This is a genomic window from Clostridium sp. CTA-6 (assembly GCF_054768115.1).
On record NZ_BAAAAU010000007.1, the window covers coordinates 75222 to 90512 of the forward strand.

16 protein-coding genes and 1 other annotated feature are annotated in these 15291 nt (G+C 26.3%); of the genes, 8 read left to right on the forward strand and 8 right to left on the reverse strand.

All coding sequences use genetic code 11. The features are described 5' to 3' along the window. Positions 1-7: 7 nt before the first annotated feature. Complete coding sequence (locus tag ACYUDJ_RS12125; RefSeq protein ID WP_043032552.1) at positions 8-916, reverse strand: metal ABC transporter substrate-binding protein; 909 nt, start codon at positions 914-916, stop codon at positions 8-10. Between the two features lie 197 nt (positions 917-1113). Between ACYUDJ_RS12125 and ACYUDJ_RS12130 the strand changes: the two genes are divergently transcribed. The 4 genes from ACYUDJ_RS12130 to rimI all read left to right on the forward strand — a co-directional run bounded on the left by ACYUDJ_RS12130 (position 1114) and on the right by rimI (position 4112). Further along, a complete protein-coding gene (locus ACYUDJ_RS12130) occupies positions 1114-2355 on the forward strand; it encodes an HD-GYP domain-containing protein (protein ID WP_043032553.1) in 1242 nt (413 codons plus the stop codon). A gap of 137 nt (positions 2356-2492) precedes the next feature. Further along, the gene (gene tsaE, locus ACYUDJ_RS12135; protein WP_042384191.1) at positions 2493-2951 is read left to right on the forward strand and encodes a tRNA (adenosine(37)-N6)-threonylcarbamoyltransferase complex ATPase subunit type 1 TsaE; all 459 of its coding nucleotides are present in this window, start codon (positions 2493-2495) and stop codon (positions 2949-2951) included. Then, positions 2948-3661: a tRNA (adenosine(37)-N6)-threonylcarbamoyltransferase complex dimerization subunit type 1 TsaB gene (tsaB, locus tag ACYUDJ_RS12140; RefSeq protein WP_003483218.1), complete on the forward strand. Its 714-nt coding sequence runs from the start codon at positions 2948-2950 to the stop codon at positions 3659-3661. Before tsaE ends, tsaB begins: the two co-directional genes overlap by 4 nt. Further along, positions 3654-4112, forward strand: coding sequence for a ribosomal protein S18-alanine N-acetyltransferase (gene rimI / locus ACYUDJ_RS12145; RefSeq protein ID WP_043032554.1), 459 nt, complete (start codon positions 3654-3656; stop codon positions 4110-4112). The genes tsaB and rimI overlap by 8 nt, the downstream gene beginning before the upstream one ends. A gap of 105 nt (positions 4113-4217) precedes the next feature. Here rimI and tyrS read toward each other — a convergent pair whose 3' ends face one another. The 4 genes from tyrS to ACYUDJ_RS12165 all read right to left on the reverse strand — a co-directional run bounded on the left by tyrS (position 4218) and on the right by ACYUDJ_RS12165 (position 8084). Next, positions 4218-5441 carry a tyrosine--tRNA ligase gene (gene tyrS / locus ACYUDJ_RS12150; protein WP_003483214.1) on the reverse strand — a complete coding sequence of 408 codons (1224 nt, stop codon included), beginning with the start codon at positions 5439-5441 and terminating at the stop codon, positions 4218-4220. A gap of 240 nt (positions 5442-5681) precedes the next feature. Beyond that, positions 5682-6089 (reverse strand): hypothetical protein, encoded by a 408-nt coding sequence (locus ACYUDJ_RS12155; protein WP_003483212.1) that lies wholly within the window; start codon positions 6087-6089, stop codon positions 5682-5684. A gap of 136 nt (positions 6090-6225) precedes the next feature. Beyond that, positions 6226-7383, reverse strand: a complete 1158-nt coding sequence (locus ACYUDJ_RS12160) for an AlbA family DNA-binding domain-containing protein (RefSeq protein ID WP_003483211.1) — start codon at positions 7381-7383, stop codon at positions 6226-6228. Positions 7384-7520: 137 nt separating this feature from the next. Beyond that, positions 7521-8084, reverse strand: coding sequence for an ECF transporter S component (locus tag ACYUDJ_RS12165; protein ID WP_003483209.1), 564 nt, complete (start codon positions 8082-8084; stop codon positions 7521-7523). Between the two features lie 168 nt (positions 8085-8252). Here ACYUDJ_RS12165 and ACYUDJ_RS12170 point away from each other — a divergent pair, with 168 nt between their 5' ends. Both ACYUDJ_RS12170 and ACYUDJ_RS12175 read left to right on the forward strand, forming a co-directional pair. After that, positions 8253-8408, forward strand: coding sequence for a hypothetical protein (locus ACYUDJ_RS12170; protein ID WP_163243976.1), 156 nt, complete (start codon positions 8253-8255; stop codon positions 8406-8408). A 188-nt stretch (positions 8409-8596) separates the two neighbouring features. Then, positions 8597-9589, forward strand: coding sequence for a phosphatase PAP2 family protein (locus tag ACYUDJ_RS12175; RefSeq protein ID WP_080333662.1), 993 nt, complete (start codon positions 8597-8599; stop codon positions 9587-9589). Between the two features lie 99 nt (positions 9590-9688). Here the strand turns inward: ACYUDJ_RS12175 and ACYUDJ_RS12180 are convergent, their stop codons facing one another. Continuing rightward, complete coding sequence (locus ACYUDJ_RS12180) at positions 9689-11278, reverse strand: peptide chain release factor 3 (protein ID WP_003483206.1); 1590 nt, start codon at positions 11276-11278, stop codon at positions 9689-9691. A 506-nt stretch (positions 11279-11784) separates the two neighbouring features. Here ACYUDJ_RS12180 and yidA point away from each other — a divergent pair. Beyond that, positions 11785-12591: a sugar-phosphatase gene (yidA, locus tag ACYUDJ_RS12185; protein ID WP_043032556.1), complete on the forward strand. Its 807-nt coding sequence runs from the start codon at positions 11785-11787 to the stop codon at positions 12589-12591. A 79-nt stretch (positions 12592-12670) separates the two neighbouring features. Here the strand turns inward: yidA and trpS are convergent, their stop codons facing one another. Together trpS and ACYUDJ_RS12195 are read right to left on the reverse strand one after the other, a co-directional pair. Then, a complete protein-coding gene (gene trpS / locus ACYUDJ_RS12190; RefSeq protein WP_003483204.1) occupies positions 12671-13669 on the reverse strand; it encodes a tryptophan--tRNA ligase in 999 nt (332 codons plus the stop codon). Positions 13670-13726: 57 nt separating this feature from the next. Then, positions 13727-13954, reverse strand: a binding site (T-box leader). Between the two features lie 323 nt (positions 13955-14277). Beyond that, positions 14278-14652 carry a desulfoferrodoxin gene (locus ACYUDJ_RS12195; protein ID WP_043032557.1) on the reverse strand — a complete coding sequence of 125 codons (375 nt, stop codon included), beginning with the start codon at positions 14650-14652 and terminating at the stop codon, positions 14278-14280. Positions 14653-14835: 183 nt separating this feature from the next. On the opposite strand from ACYUDJ_RS12195, the gene ACYUDJ_RS12200 reads away from it, so the two are divergent. Beyond that, positions 14836-15030, forward strand: coding sequence for a hypothetical protein (locus ACYUDJ_RS12200; RefSeq protein WP_003483201.1), 195 nt, complete (start codon positions 14836-14838; stop codon positions 15028-15030). Positions 15031-15291 lie beyond the last annotated feature (261 nt).

Sequence of the window (15291 nt, forward strand, 5' to 3'; positions counted from 1 at the left end):
CCGCCTTTTATTTAAAAGTACTTTTTAGTAGTGATATATTATACTGTATCATATCCTCATATAAAATATCATTATCATAAATTTTCAGTAGTAGAGGTTTTATTTTATATTTATCTAATAAATTTTTATTATTTTTTAATATATCATTACTGCTAGATAAAAGTACGCATTTTCCTTTATGCTTTTTACATATATCTTCTATTTCTTTTTCATTAGTTATATTATCTTTTTCATCTCTCTTGATTTTTAGTGTGTTTACATTTAAATATTTTATAAAATAATCTAATTTATCTTCATCAACTATAAATACAAATTCACCAGTTTTATCGGATATTTTACTAAACTCCTCTTCATAACCTTCTATTCTTTTTAATATATTTGAAAAATTTTTTTCATAAAAATCTCTATTGCTAGGATCTTTATCCTGTATAGCATTTTTTGTATTAGATAAAACTATTTTGTAATTATTCAAATTCAAAAAATAATAGGGATTATCTTTTAATACCTTATTTTCAAACTTTACTTCTTTCTCATAAGGCATTAGCTTAGATCCTCTAGATACATTGACAACTCCCACTTTGCTTTTATCCAATTTTGATAAGAATTCATCAATCCAAGGTTCAAAACTAGCTCCTACATAAAAAAACAAATCCTTGCTACCTATATTCTCTAATGTATCTTCTTTTATTTTATAATTTATTAATTCTTCTCTATTTTTAAATATATATTCTACATAATGCTTATCTTTTACTATTTCTTTTACTATGTTATATATGTTTTTATCTGTAGTAGCTATATCTAAATAAACTTCTTTTTTTATATTCTCTTCTTCATTATCACTAATATTTGGTTTTGAGCATCCAAACAAATTTATACATATCATAAATCCAATTATAAAAATTATAGTTTTTTTCATAAATACACCTCTGTAACATATACATTGAAATATATGTATTATCTAATAACATTATATTATATTTTACATAATAGATTTTTTTATTGCAAATTTTATATATTACTTTATTCATTTTAGCTCATTAAGGGAATTATATTTATTATTTAATGTAGCTATGTTAAAATAATAAGGAAAATTTAGTATTGAGAGGTTTTATTATGTATATAAGCATGGATAAAGTTTTAAGATCTATCTCTATAGCCTTAGACTTAGCTGAAATGAGTTCTATAGGAACTAATAGTATAATAGAAGATGTTACTAACATCGATTATTCAAAGCACCTATTTCTTAATCACTCTCAAAGGACATGCTATATATCTTTATGTCTAGCTAAAGCTTTAAATATAAGTGGTACCCATTTAGAAGAATTATATGTTTCTTCCCTACTCCATGATATAGGTGCTACAAATTTTCTTTCCAAGAGTCACTCTAGCAATGAATTTATTTTAGGACATTGTCTTACTGGTTCTGAAATAACTAAATCTTTCCCTATTTTTAATAATATATCTAACTTTATACTATATCATCATGAAAATTGGGATGGAAGTGGAGCTTTAAAAATAAAAAAAGATAATATTCCTGTTCAAAGTCAAATAATAAGATTAGCAGATTTAACAGACCTTTTATATAATGATGATATACCCTCTTATGCACAAAAAACACATATAGTGAATTGGATTAAAGGGAATAAAAATAAAATCTTTTGTCCTAAAGTTGTAGAAGCCTTTTTAGAAATATCTTCTACAGACATGTTTTGGCTAGATTTAGAAAATACTAGCTATTTAAAATATATTTTAGATAAGGTCAGCCCTATATACAATTATGAATTAGATTTATATAAATTTATGGATATGGCTTATATATTTTCAGAAATAATAGATAATAAGAGTGCTTTTACCGCTGAACATTCCAGAGAAATTGCGGAACTCTGTTACAAAGTAGGTAAAACTATAGGATATGATGAAACAAAATGTATAAAACTTAAAATAGCTGGTCTTCTTCATGATATAGGAAAATTAGCTATACAAAAAGAAATTCTAGATAAAAATGGACCTTTAAATAAAGATGAATTTTCAATTATAAAATCTCATCCTTACTATACTGACATAATATTAAACAGATTCGGTGAAATTGGTGATATCGGATTTTGGGCATGCAATCATCATGAAAAATTAAATGGTAAGGGCTATCCTAGAGGATTAAAAGCAAAAGATTTGTGTGAAGAAGATAGAATTATAGCAGTTTGTGACATATATCAAGCTCTAATAGAAGATAGACCTTATAGAGAAGGAATGGACTTTAAAAGAGCTTTTTCTATATTAGATAAAATGGTATCAGAGGGCTTACTATGTGATAAAGCCGTATACCACTTAAAAAAAGCTATGACACAAAGTAGCTAAAGTTGTTTTTCATCTATCTTTGTGCTATAAATATTTTGAGGTAGGATAAATTAAGATATGAACTATATAAAAATTTAATTGTTATAATATTTTACTTTTCTATGAAATATTATAACTACATTATTCGAGGTGATTATATGGAATTTATAGTTGACTCTATAAATAAAACTATTGATATAGGTAATTTTATAGGGAGCCATTGTAATTCAGGAGATATTCTATGTCTAAATGGAGACTTAGGTGCAGGTAAAACTCACTTATCTAAAGGAATAGCTAAAGGCTTAAATATTAAGGATAATATAACTAGTCCAACTTTCAATATAGTAAATGAATATGATGGAAGATTAAAACTATATCATTTTGATGTTTATAGAGTAAATGATCCAGATGAAATAGAAGCTATTGGATTTGATGAGTACATATTTGGAGAAGGTATAAGTATTATTGAATGGTCTGATTATATAGAAGACCTTATTCCAAATGAACACATGGATATAAGAATAAATAAAATACCGGAAAAGGGAGAAAGTTATAGAAAAGTAACAATAAATTACCATGGCAATAGATATGATTATATAAAGGAGCTAAAAATATGAAAATACTAAGTATAGATTCTGCTACGGAATGTGCTAGTTGTTCTGTACTAGATGAAGATAAATTATATGGCGAAATAAATTTTAACTATAAAAAACAACACTCTACCATATTAATAAATATGATAGATACTTTACTTAAAAACATAAATTGTGATATATCCTCTATAGATGCCTTTGTTATATCTAAAGGACCTGGCTCTTTTACAGGATTAAGAATAGGTGCTGCTACTGTAAAAGGATTAAGTCAAGGCACAAAAAAACCGTTTGTTTCTATATCTTCCCTAGATAGTCTAGCTTTTAATTTAGCTTTTGCAGAGGGGATTATTTGTCCAATATTAGATGCTTTAAGAGGAAACGTTTATACATCATTATACAAATTTGAAAACCATAAGTTGGAAAGATTAATGGACTATAATGTAATATCTATAGAAGAGTTAATAAATATATTAAAATCTAAGAATGAACCTATAACCTTTATTGGTGATGGAATTTTCAAATTTAAAGATACCATTTTGTCTAATATGGATAATGTAAAATTTGCTCCTACTCATTTAAATTTAGCTCGTTCTTCATCTTTAGGTGAACTTGGATTACATTTATTAAAAGAAGGACATAAAGATGATATATATACTTTTGCTCCTTTGTATATAAGAAAATCCCAAGCTGAAAGGGAATACGAGAAAAAAATAGGAATGAAAAATCATGAATAAAGAAGATATAATTGTATTATCCTTTTCTCTAGAACATATAGATGGAGTAATGGAAATAGATAATTTAAGCTTTTCTGTGCCTTGGAGTAGGAATTCTTATGAAACAGAACTGAAAAATAAATTTGCAAAATATATAGTTGTTGTAGATAAAAAAACTGATAAAGTCTTAGGATTTGCAGGAATGTGGCTTATAATAGATGAATGCCATATAACAAATATAGCAGTTCACCCCTATTATAGAAGATTAGGTATAGGGAATATTTTAATGAATGAAATAATAGAGATTTGTAAAAAATACAATATAACTGGTATAACATTAGAAGTTAGAGAATCTAATGCAGCTGCTAAAAATCTTTATTACAAATATGGATTTAAAGATAGCGGTATACGAAAAGGCTATTATGCAGATAATAATGAAAACGCCTTATTAATGTGGAAAACAGATTTATAACCATAATTAAAAAATACTATTTTAATATACATGCCAACTTTACATATATATTAAAATAGTAAGGTGTCTCAAAATAGATTTATTTTTGAGACACCTTTTTATGCATTACTCTACAACTATTCTGTTAAAGTTCTTTTTACCTCTTCTAATCATTATTCCATCTTCTGTCACATGTTCTTCTGTTACTACTAAATTTATATCTGTAACTTTCTCATCATTTACATAAAGACCACCCTGCTTTATTAGTCTTCTAGCTTCACTCTTAGATGGGAATATTTCACACTTAACTAATAGATCTACTAATGGATTATTTAAATGATCTTTACCTATATAAGCTGTAGGCATATTCCCTAAATCTTTAGCATTTCCTCCGAATAAAGCTTCTGCAGCGACTTTAGCTTTTTCAGCTTCTTCTTCTCCATGTATAAGCTTAGTAACTTCAAAAGCTAAAACCTTTTTAGCTTCATTTATTTCTGCTCCTTCTAATGATGAAAGTCTTCTAACTTCATCCATTGGTAAGAAAGTTATTAGGCGTAAACATTTTTCTACATCTGCATCTGCCACATTTCTCCAATATTGATAAAATTCATATGGTGATGTTTTTTCTGGATCTAACCATAGGGCACCACTTTCTGTTTTACCCATTTTCTTTCCTTCACTATTAGTTAAAAGGGTAAATGTCATACCATAAGCTGATTTGCTTTCTTTTCTTCTTATTAAATCCACACCAGCTAATATATTAGACCATTGATCATCTCCACCTAATTCCATAACACAATTATATTTTCTATTTAATTCTAAGAAATCATAACCTTGCATTAACATATAATTAAATTCTAAAAAAGATAATCCTTTTTCTAATCTACTTTTAAAACATTCTGCTGTTAACATTTTATTTACTGAAAAATGAACGCCTATTTCTCTTAAGAATTCTATGTAATTTAAATTTAAAAGCCAATCTGCATTATTAACCATAATAGCTTTATCATCTGAAAAATCTATTATTTTTGCTAATTGCTTTTTAAAACAGTTACAATTATGTTCTATTTGATCTTTTGTCATCATCTTTCTCATATCAGTTTTTCCAGTAGGATCCCCTATCATTCCTGTTCCTCCACCTACTAGAGCTATAGGTCTATGCCCAGCCTTTTGCATATGAGCCATAACCATCATTTGAAGAAAGTGACCTACATGTAGACTATCTGCTGTAGGATCAAAACCTATATAAAAAGAAATTTTTTCTTTGCCTAGAAGTTCTCTTATTTCTTCTTCATGTGTTAATTGTTTTATGTAACCACGTTCTTTTAATATATCATATACATTACTCAATATTCATTCCTCCTAATATTAGTTCCTTTTTTTAGTATATATTGAAAGCTATATTTTATCAATATTCATATAAGCGATTAAGCAATGTTTCATACAATTTAAATCTTAACATAAAAATTATTGTTTGTTTTTCCAAGATTAAAGCTATTGAAAGTTCCCTTATCAATAGCTTTAATATTTACTATATAAAATTATTCTTTATCTATATAAACTAAAAATTGTTTTCAACTTTAATAATCTTTATGCTACATACTTTTTTATAATCTCAGGTATATCCTTCTCTTCATTTATACTTATATAAAAATTCACATTATATTGTTCCCCAATATCTTCCAAGGAATAAAATAATTGTGCGGCATTACATACACTCTTAGTTACAATATCAAACAGCCCATCAATATATACGCTTTCAATATCATAATCTTTTGATAAAATGCCGCACAAAAATCCATAAAAGCTCTCGCAACTATTAATTTTAAACTCTGAACTATCAATCAACCTTATTTCACTATTAAGCTGAAACATAGCACTATTATCCTCATCGATGTAAACAATATTACCCTCTCTAAACTTAACCTCCTCATTAGCCATATTAATCATAGCCTTTGTTTTTCCTGATCCTCTTTGATCACAAAAAACTTGAATCATCTTTACCACCCCTTTTATAATATTTAGGTGAACTCCTCAATTTAAATTATATAGTAATTAAAAATGTTTTTCAATAATATTGGGAATATTTTAAAAATAAAAAATAATCTAAAATATTACATTTTACAATATTTTTTTATCTATTTTTCTTGTAGAATTTATTTATTCCAGGAAACATAACTTTAAAACAGTTTTCTTTAAAAGAATTTATAAAAATAACCTTTCCCTTTCCCCTAAAGGCTTTTTTCATTCTCCTAAATCCATTACCGGATTTAATGAATCTATTTTTATCATCTAATGATATTAACTTTTCATATATCCACATATTTCTTTTTAGTGTATTAAAAGAACTCATATTATTATCTCTTAAAAGACAACCAGGACTTATTATACTAATAGTTTTATAATCTATTAAAACTTCTATTTCTTCATAAAATATAGAATAATCCCTATATAACACCGCATTGTTTATAGCCTCACATACAGCATCTATAGGATATGATTTTGGTAAAATATTTACCAATATATCTCTAGACTTATCTATAATATATATTAAATCTCCTTGAATTATATTAACTTTATCAAATTTTTTATTTATATTATTGATTATTTTTATTCTATTATGAGGTAAAAACATATTATTTTTTTTACAAAATATGAGTAATCCCCCTAAAGAACCTATAAATTCACCTTTTTCTTTATCATAATTTATTATAGATGCCTTTTCCATCATGCTTACCCTATTGTCTTCATTAACCAACACACCTATAGCATTAAAATATTTATCTACTAAAGATATATCCATATCCCTTTCATCACTTTTGACTATAGAACATAATTCAATATTTAAACTTAAATTATCCTGAAGAGATGATATAATCTCCTCTTTTCTCATAGTATCTGTAGTTGATCCTCTTCTTATATAAAAAACTCCATTTTCTCTTGTTTGATAAGGTTTTTGATCACTATCATATATATTAATAATAGCTAACTTTTTCCCATAGTATTGCAGTGTATCTAAAGATACTGGTACAGGGGGATCTATTCTTGAACTTATAATCTGTTGAATCTGTTCCTCTTTAAAATCCATATTATCTATACCAACTATATTTTTAGTTTTATCCTCTATCCCTATAATAATATATCCTCTACCACCCTTAGAATTAGCAATGGCAGAAACATCCTTTGCTAATTCTTTTTTCCCACTTTCTGTATTAATATCTATCATCTGTTTAAAATCTAATTTTAATCCTTCATTTTTTCTAATTAAACTAGCTAATTTTTTTTCATCCATAACATTACTCCTAAAATACTTATAGCTGATAATATATTATATACATTAAAACCTGTTTATATATTATATTTTAATGTATTTAATTTAATATTTAAAGAGTACAATGAACAAAATAAGGAAAGTGCGTCCCACTTTCCTTATTTTATACTTTTCATTAGATTTGATTTTTTTAATGCTTTTCCTAGTGGCAATGCTATTACAATTCCAACTACTGCTTGTGCTATATTTGATGGTATATCTTTTAAAGCTATTAATAAGGCTTGATTTAAAGTTGCACTTTCAAACATTATAAATCTTGCTATTATAGCTCCTGCTAAATAGTAAGCAACTATCATCCACATCCCTGCTAATATAAATCCTAATAATTTTATAGATAAAGTTTCTTGTTTTTCTTTATTTTTGTATATTATTGTTCCAGCTATAAATGCCATTAAACCCTTTATTACTATTGTGAAAGGTGCCCAAATTAAGTATCCACTTATTATATCCGCCATTCCCATTCCTATAGCTGATGATAAAACTCCCTTTTTTCTTCCTAAAAGTACTACTGATAAAAGTACCATACTATCGCCTAGGTGAGTGTATCCAGCATAGGTTGGAACTTTTATAGTAAAAGTAACAACACATATTATTGCTGCCATAATAGCTACTTGTACTATATCTAATATATTAGTATTATACATAATTTTTTTGTGCTCCATTATAATCCCTCTCTTTAAAATATACTTTATATACAGTATATAAAGTATTTATATTTTTTTAAAATGTATGGACACACTATTTAAATAAATTTTATTATTATAGGAAAAGCTATGTTTATAAATAAATTAAAACATATTATAAGTATAATTGCTAAAGGAGATGACTTCATGAATTTCTTAAAATGGATAGCATCTATTATTCTTATGTTTTCTCTAATATCCTTTGTATTTAAACTAGGGAGTATTTTCATAAATTCTCTTCTATTGCTTGCAACAACAATTTTTATAATTGATATCTTTACGGAAAGGGAAAAAATAAAATAATTATATATATTGCAGTTGTTACTAATCAACTGCAATTTTTAATATGGATATATAAAGTATTTATTAATTTAAACTTAAATAAATATTTTTGTATATACATTTTTTTGTATATATTATATAATTTATTAATGAAAGATTAATTTTTTTAATTTTTTTTAAATTTTATTAATAATGAAAGGAGAATATCATTGGCTAATAATAAAAAAATATCTTTCTTTATGAATAAATGTAAATTAAATTCTGTTTTACATTTTTTGGACAAGTATTATTCAATAATTATAGGTATTATAGTTTTATTTTTCTTTATAAGATCTATAAATATACCTAATTTATCTCAAGATTATAAGTTTTATTTACTTTTACTAGCCATTGCTACTCTTACAGCATATAAGGAAATTAGAAGAGATGTAAAAATATTACCTTTTTTAATACTGGCAGTCCCTTTTTTACTCTTTATAATGTATATAAATAAACACGGGTATGCATTTTGGGGAAAAATGTTAAGTTGGCAAATAAGTAGAGATATCGTGGTGGATCTTAATCCATCCTTTAAAAATATACCTTTTAACGATGCTGGTTTTGCACGAATTTTCCAAACGGAAACTCTTACTTGGTTTTTCAGATTGGTTTACAATAATGGTTTTGTTGTACCTGCTTTAATTCCTATGTATAGAGCAGCTTTGTCTAAAGATTTCAGAAAAATGATGCGATATGCTTTATCTGCCCATGTACTTCAAGTTTTCTTAATAACCCCATTTTATCTAATGTTCCATCTACAAGAAGTTTGGTATGTAAATGGACATCCTGATGGTTTAGCTAGAAACTTAAGTCCTGAAGCTGCTGCTGGAGTTACTTTGAATTGTTTTCCATCCATGCATACATCTATAGCTTTTGCTATGTTTTTAGTTGTATTACATGAAAAAGACAAAATATTTAAATATATATGGTCATTTTTCTGTTTATCTGTAGTCTACTCCACAATGTATCTAGAAATACATTGGATTATAGATGTATTTGGAGGAATGATATTAGCTTTTGTAACTGTAAAACTAGTAGACTTTATATTGGCTAAGGGAAAGATTTTATTAAAGGATAAACTAAATAGGTTTTATTATAAAAAACCTAAGGAAACTGTATGCTTAGATAATGTATTAGTAGGAAACTCTACGTCACTATATTAATATAAAATAAAAAAGAAATGATACTTAAATTATATTTTTAAGTATCATTTCTCTTTTATTATTTAAAAAATATTAACTTCAATATTTAACTATTTAAATTTAATTTTTGCCTATATCTGAAAGCACTAGTCCCTCATTATGCTCCAAAGCCCAACTTATAGCCCAATCACTTTGGAATAATAATAAATCTCTATCTTTTAAATCTTTTACTATCTTTGTATCACTAGTTATACTTAATTTTTCTGCTTCTTTTTCTGTTTCCTCAATCCATCTTACATATTTATAAGGTACTCTTTCTAATTTTATATCTACATTATATTCATTTTTCATTCTATATTCTAAAACTTCAAACTGAAGAACCCCTACTACTCCAACTACTATTTCTTCTATTCCTATATGAAGTTCTTTAAATACTTGTATTGCTCCTTCTTGAGATATTTGAGTTATACCTTTTATAAATTGTTTTCTTTTCATAGTATCTATAGTTCTAACTCTAGCAAAATACTCTGGAGCAAAAGTAGGTATACCTTCAAATCTAAATTTATCTTGAGCAGAACACAATGTATCTCCTATTCTAAATATACCTGGATCAAACACGCCAATTATATCTCCTGCATAAGCTTCATCAACTATTTCCCTATCTTGAGCTAAGAACTGTTGTGGTTGAGCAAGCTTAACCTTGTTTTCGCCTTGATAATGGTAAACTTCCATGCCCTTCTTAAACTTACCAGAACATATTCTCATAAAAGCTATTCTATCCCTATGAGCTGGATTCATATTAGCCTGAATTTTAAATACAAAGGCAGAAAATTTATCACTAAATACATCTATTTCTCCAATATCTGATTCTCTTGATAATGGTGGTGGTGTTAAATTTAAGAACTCTTCTAAAAATGGTTCTACCCCAAAGTTAGTTAAAGCGCTCCCAAAAAATACTGGTGTAAGTTCACCAACTCTTACTTTTTCTAAATCAAAATCATCTCCTGCAATATCTAAAAGTTCTATATCTTCTTTTAATTTTTCATGTAAATCTTCACCTATTAAATCTTTAAATACATCATCATCTATGTCCCCGGATAAAGATTCTACTGCTGTTTGACCATGGTTTCCGCCATTAAAGGCTTGAATTATCTTTTTATTTCTGTCATAAACTCCCTTAAAGCCTTTACCTGATCCTATAGGCCAGTTTATTGGATAAGATTTTATACCTAATACATTTTCTATATCCTCCATAAGTTCAAAGGGATCTTTACTTTCTCTATCCATTTTATTTACAAAGGTAAATATAGGGATTCCTCTTAAACTACATACATGGAATAATTTTTTTGTTTGCTCCTCTACACCTTTGGCAGCATCTATAACCATTACCGCACTGTCCGCCGCCATTAAAGTTCTATATGTATCTTCACTAAAATCTTGATGTCCTGGAGTATCTAATATGTTTATACAATATCCCTCATAATTAAATTGCATTACAGATGAAGTTACTGATATTCCTCTTTGTTTTTCTATTTCCATCCAGTCTGAAGTGGCATGTCTTGATGCCTTTCTAGCTTTTACAGAACCTGCTAGTCTTATAGCTCCTCCGTATAATAATAGCTTTTCTGTTAAAGTAGTTTTACCAGCATCTGGATGTGATATTATAGCAAAAGTTCTTCTTGTTTCTATTTTTTCTCTTAAATCAGCCATTAAATCACTCTCCTTTTTTCCAATAAATATTTATTCTCTAGCTAATTAACATTAAAACTCCATCTACAAAATAATATAGGAATAATTTTTGTAAAGATTGATTAAAATACTTTTTACATGAAGCCTAATATAAATCAACTTTGAGTTTAATATTATAAAAAATTCTATAAGCATTATGAAATAAAATAGAGGATGTCTAATGAGCTACATCCTCTCCTATTAGATCAAAATTATATATGTATAGTATTTGTATAAATTATGTACATAATACTTCAATAAAACAAGTTAAATTATATCATTTACACAATTTATTTTCAATAAAAATACATTGGCATAATCTCCTAATCCATTTAAATCAACTATTAATTGAAATATAAACACAAATAAAATTTCTAAAAAATTTGTAAATATTAAAATGTAAACAATATCACCAATGCCTATAAAGTTGATTTTAATTACAAAATGATATAATATTTTTATATTATAACTAATATGGAGGTCATAATATGTATAAATTAATAGCATTAGACATGGACGGAACTCTTCTTAATGATAAGAAAACTATCTCTAGAGAAAATAAAGAAGCTATAAAAGCTGCTATATCCAACGGATCTAAAGTAGTTTTAGCTACAGGAAGGCCTCTTAAAGGTATTGAAAAGTATTTAAAAGAATTAAATTTAATTAACAATGGTGATTATGCTATTGCTTTTAACGGTGCTTTAGTTCAGGAAACAAAAACAGGTAAAGTTTTATATGAAAATAATATGACTAAAGAAGATTTAAAAATATTATATAAATTAAGCAAAGAATTAGATGTAGATATTCATTTCTTAACTATTGGTGAATGCTATACACCTAAATTTAATGTATATAGCCAAATAGAAACTACTCTTAATAATATACCTTTAAATATAATAGATTTTGATAATATACCTGAGGATTTAAAAATAATAAAAATAATGTTTGTGGGTAGTGAAGAAAAAATAACTGAAATAATTAAACTAGTACCAAAGGAACTTCAAGAAAAGTATAATGTGGTAAGAACTGCATCTATTTATTTAGAATTTTTAAATAAGGATACAAGTAAAGGCTACGGCATAGAAAAATTATGTAATATTTTAAACATAGATAAAAAAGAAGTAATATGTGCTGGTGATGCAGAAAATGACATACATATGATAGAATATGCTGGTCTAGGAGTAGCTATGGAAAACGCTTATCCCCAAGTAAAAAAAGTAGCTAACTATATTACTAAAAATAATGAAGATCATGGTGTTGCGCAAGTAATAAATAAATTTGTATTAAATAAATAATTAATAAAATTACAGATTATAATAAATAAAAAGTTTTCATTACACTTATGAAAACTTTTTATCTTTACAAAAATTTATCCTATCTAGGTATAAATCCTATCTTTTTTTGCATTTTTCTTAGCATTTTATAAGATACTTTATAAGCTTTTTCTGCTCCTTTTTTATATATAGATTCTAAGTATTCTTTATTAGTTAATAATTCATTTACTTTGTTTTGAATTGGTTCTAGTTCTGAAATTATAGCCTCTGCCACATCATTTTTAAATTGAGCATATCCTTTTCCTTCATATTTCTTTTCTATCTCTTCCATATTCATGCCAGTTATTGTACCTAGTATTGTCATTAAATTTTTAATTCCTGGCTGATCATCTGTATATTTAACTATTCCTAAACTATCTGTTACGCACCTATTAATTTTTCTTCTTATAGCATCTGGTGGATCCATAATTAATATATATGAATTTTCATTATCTGATGACTTAGACATTTTTTTAGTTGGATCTTGAAGATCCATTATTTTAGCTCCAGCTTCTGGTATATATGGATCTGGCATTTTAAAAGTTGGACTATATAAATTATTAAATCTTTGAGCTAAGTCTCTTGTTATTTCTAAATGTTGTTTTTGGTCTTTACCTACTGGTACCAAATCTGTATTATATAATAATATATCCGCAGCCATTAGAACTGGATAAGTTAATAACCCTGCACTTACAGATTCCCCATAGCGTTGAGATTTATCTTTATACTGAGTCATTCTAAACAATTCTCCTATATATGTGTTACAGTTTAAAAGCCACCCTGCTTCACAATGAGTAGGTACATGTGATTGTATAAATATAGTATTTTTATCAGGATCTATACCTGAAGCTATATATATTGCTAATACCTCTAAAGTTCTTCTTCTTAAATCTTTAGGTTCTTGTTTTACTGTTATAGCATGTAGATCCACTACACAATAATAACAATCATATTCATCTTGTAATTTAACCCAATTTTTCAATGCACCTAAATAATTACCTAAAGTTAAATTTCCGGAAGGCTGAATTCCACTAAATATAACCTTTTTATTATCTTCCATACTTCTACCTCCATTTATTTCATTAAAAAAATATATAAAAAAACCCTACAACAAAAGTTATAGGGCGAATTATCGCGGTACCACCTATATTCAAGAAATTTTAAATTTCTCCTCTACGAATATAAAATTCTGTCTTTATAACGTAAGACCTACGCCTAGAGCTACTTTTATTTCACTTAGGTTTTCCGGGGCCCATTCAGCTTAATCATAACTACTGTAATTCCACCCTATACAGCTCTCTTTAAGTTTGTTTTTAAACTTACTTTTTCCCTTCTTAAAATATTAATATGTAAATTTTTGTATTATTACTCATTAATGTTTAAAATACTAATTTGAAGCTATTCTACAATTATATTATACATTATTTAAGTACACTGTTGTCAACAATTGAATTAAAAACTATTTTTTATTATTCTAACCAAATATACTAAAGTTATTATTAAAATTATAAATAAAAATTTATTATTAATTTACAAAATATGCAAAACCCTATTTATTTATATTTAAATAGGGTTTTGTTTAATTATTAATAAAGAATATTTTTTAAACTAGAAAACTACATTTAAAATTTTTAATAAATTTCATACTCCATCTCAAATTATTATATTTTATTTTTTCCATAGTCCATGTATATTACAATATTCTCTAACCTTTACTACTTCTTCATCTAATTTAAATTCTGCTTCTGGTTTTTCTCCTGGTTTTAAATATTTTTTATAAACTTTGTTTTCTGTAATAACTTCTATCCATTCTATATAGTGTTTTTCTTCCATTGGATGCTCTTTTTCTCCAACTTTTACCTTAACCCCATTCTCTGTTTTTTCAACTACTGGAACATGTTTTTCTAATGCTGCATCTGTTGTATTTTCTTCCAATAGCCTCATAGGCTTACCACAGCACACTAATTGTCCTGCTGAAGCATGAACAACCTGTACTATATTACCACATACTTCACATTTGTATACTTCGTTTAATTTTACCATAAAAATTCCCCCCTATTATTTAAATTTTTATATATTATATGATTTCTCTATTTATTATATTTTTCCTTTTAAAAAGAAAATATTTCATAAACATTTAATATCAGTTAATAATTCATTTACATAATTATTTTTATTATTAGTGGAATAATAAATTATATAATCATTTTAAAAGGAGTGATTTAAATGGATAAAAAACCTTATCTTCCCAAGGAAAGAGACTATTTAGAACAAAACCCTAAAATAATAAAAACTATGTCTCCTACTGGTAAAACTTATTCTAAATTACCTGACAATGTAAGAGATCCTATAGTATGCAATAATATAGCTTGGCCAGAATTTGATTATACTTCAAATGAATTAGGAGAAGATGACATATAAATATTAAAATTAATCTTTAATATAAAAAATCAAATTTTATAATAAAAATTACAAATAAAATCTTATTTAATAAAAACCCTATTTAGTTAAATAAAAATTGTAACTAAATAGGGTCTTCTTGTTAGTCAAATATTTAATTTAAAAATCATTATGTTTTACATAACTTTTAAAATTTAAATTAATATATTTTTATCCGATGACTACCCGCTCTAATACTCCCATCTTCTTCAAAGTGGGAGTAAAGAGCGGGTACGTACCCGA

Excerpts from the sequence above, each read along its gene's own strand:
- ACYUDJ_RS12125 (WP_043032552.1), bottom strand. The coding sequence starts at position 916 with ATGAAAAAAACTATAATTTTTATAATTGGATTTATGATATGTATAAAT.
- ACYUDJ_RS12130 (WP_043032553.1), top strand. The coding sequence starts at position 1,114 with ATGTATATAAGCATGGATAAAGTTTTAAGATCTATCTCTATAGCCTTA.
- tsaE (WP_042384191.1), top strand. The coding sequence starts at position 2,493 with ATGGAATTTATAGTTGACTCTATAAATAAAACTATTGATATAGGTAAT.
- tsaB (WP_003483218.1), top strand. The coding sequence starts at position 2,948 with ATGAAAATACTAAGTATAGATTCTGCTACGGAATGTGCTAGTTGTTCT.
- rimI (WP_043032554.1), top strand. The coding sequence starts at position 3,654 with ATGAATAAAGAAGATATAATTGTATTATCCTTTTCTCTAGAACATATA.
- ACYUDJ_RS12155 (WP_003483212.1), bottom strand. The coding sequence starts at position 6,089 with ATGATTCAAGTTTTTTGTGATCAAAGAGGATCAGGAAAAACAAAGGCT.
- ACYUDJ_RS12160 (WP_003483211.1), bottom strand. The coding sequence starts at position 7,383 with ATGGATGAAAAAAAATTAGCTAGTTTAATTAGAAAAAATGAAGGATTA.
- ACYUDJ_RS12165 (WP_003483209.1), bottom strand. The coding sequence starts at position 8,084 with ATGGAGCACAAAAAAATTATGTATAATACTAATATATTAGATATAGTA.
- ACYUDJ_RS12170 (WP_163243976.1), top strand. The coding sequence starts at position 8,253 with ATGAATTTCTTAAAATGGATAGCATCTATTATTCTTATGTTTTCTCTA.
- ACYUDJ_RS12180 (WP_003483206.1), bottom strand. The coding sequence starts at position 11,278 with ATGGCTGATTTAAGAGAAAAAATAGAAACAAGAAGAACTTTTGCTATA.
- yidA (WP_043032556.1), top strand. The coding sequence starts at position 11,785 with ATGTATAAATTAATAGCATTAGACATGGACGGAACTCTTCTTAATGAT.
- trpS (WP_003483204.1), bottom strand. The coding sequence starts at position 13,669 with ATGGAAGATAATAAAAAGGTTATATTTAGTGGAATTCAGCCTTCCGGA.
- ACYUDJ_RS12195 (WP_043032557.1), bottom strand. The coding sequence starts at position 14,652 with ATGGTAAAATTAAACGAAGTATACAAATGTGAAGTATGTGGTAATATA.
- ACYUDJ_RS12200 (WP_003483201.1), top strand. The coding sequence starts at position 14,836 with ATGGATAAAAAACCTTATCTTCCCAAGGAAAGAGACTATTTAGAACAA.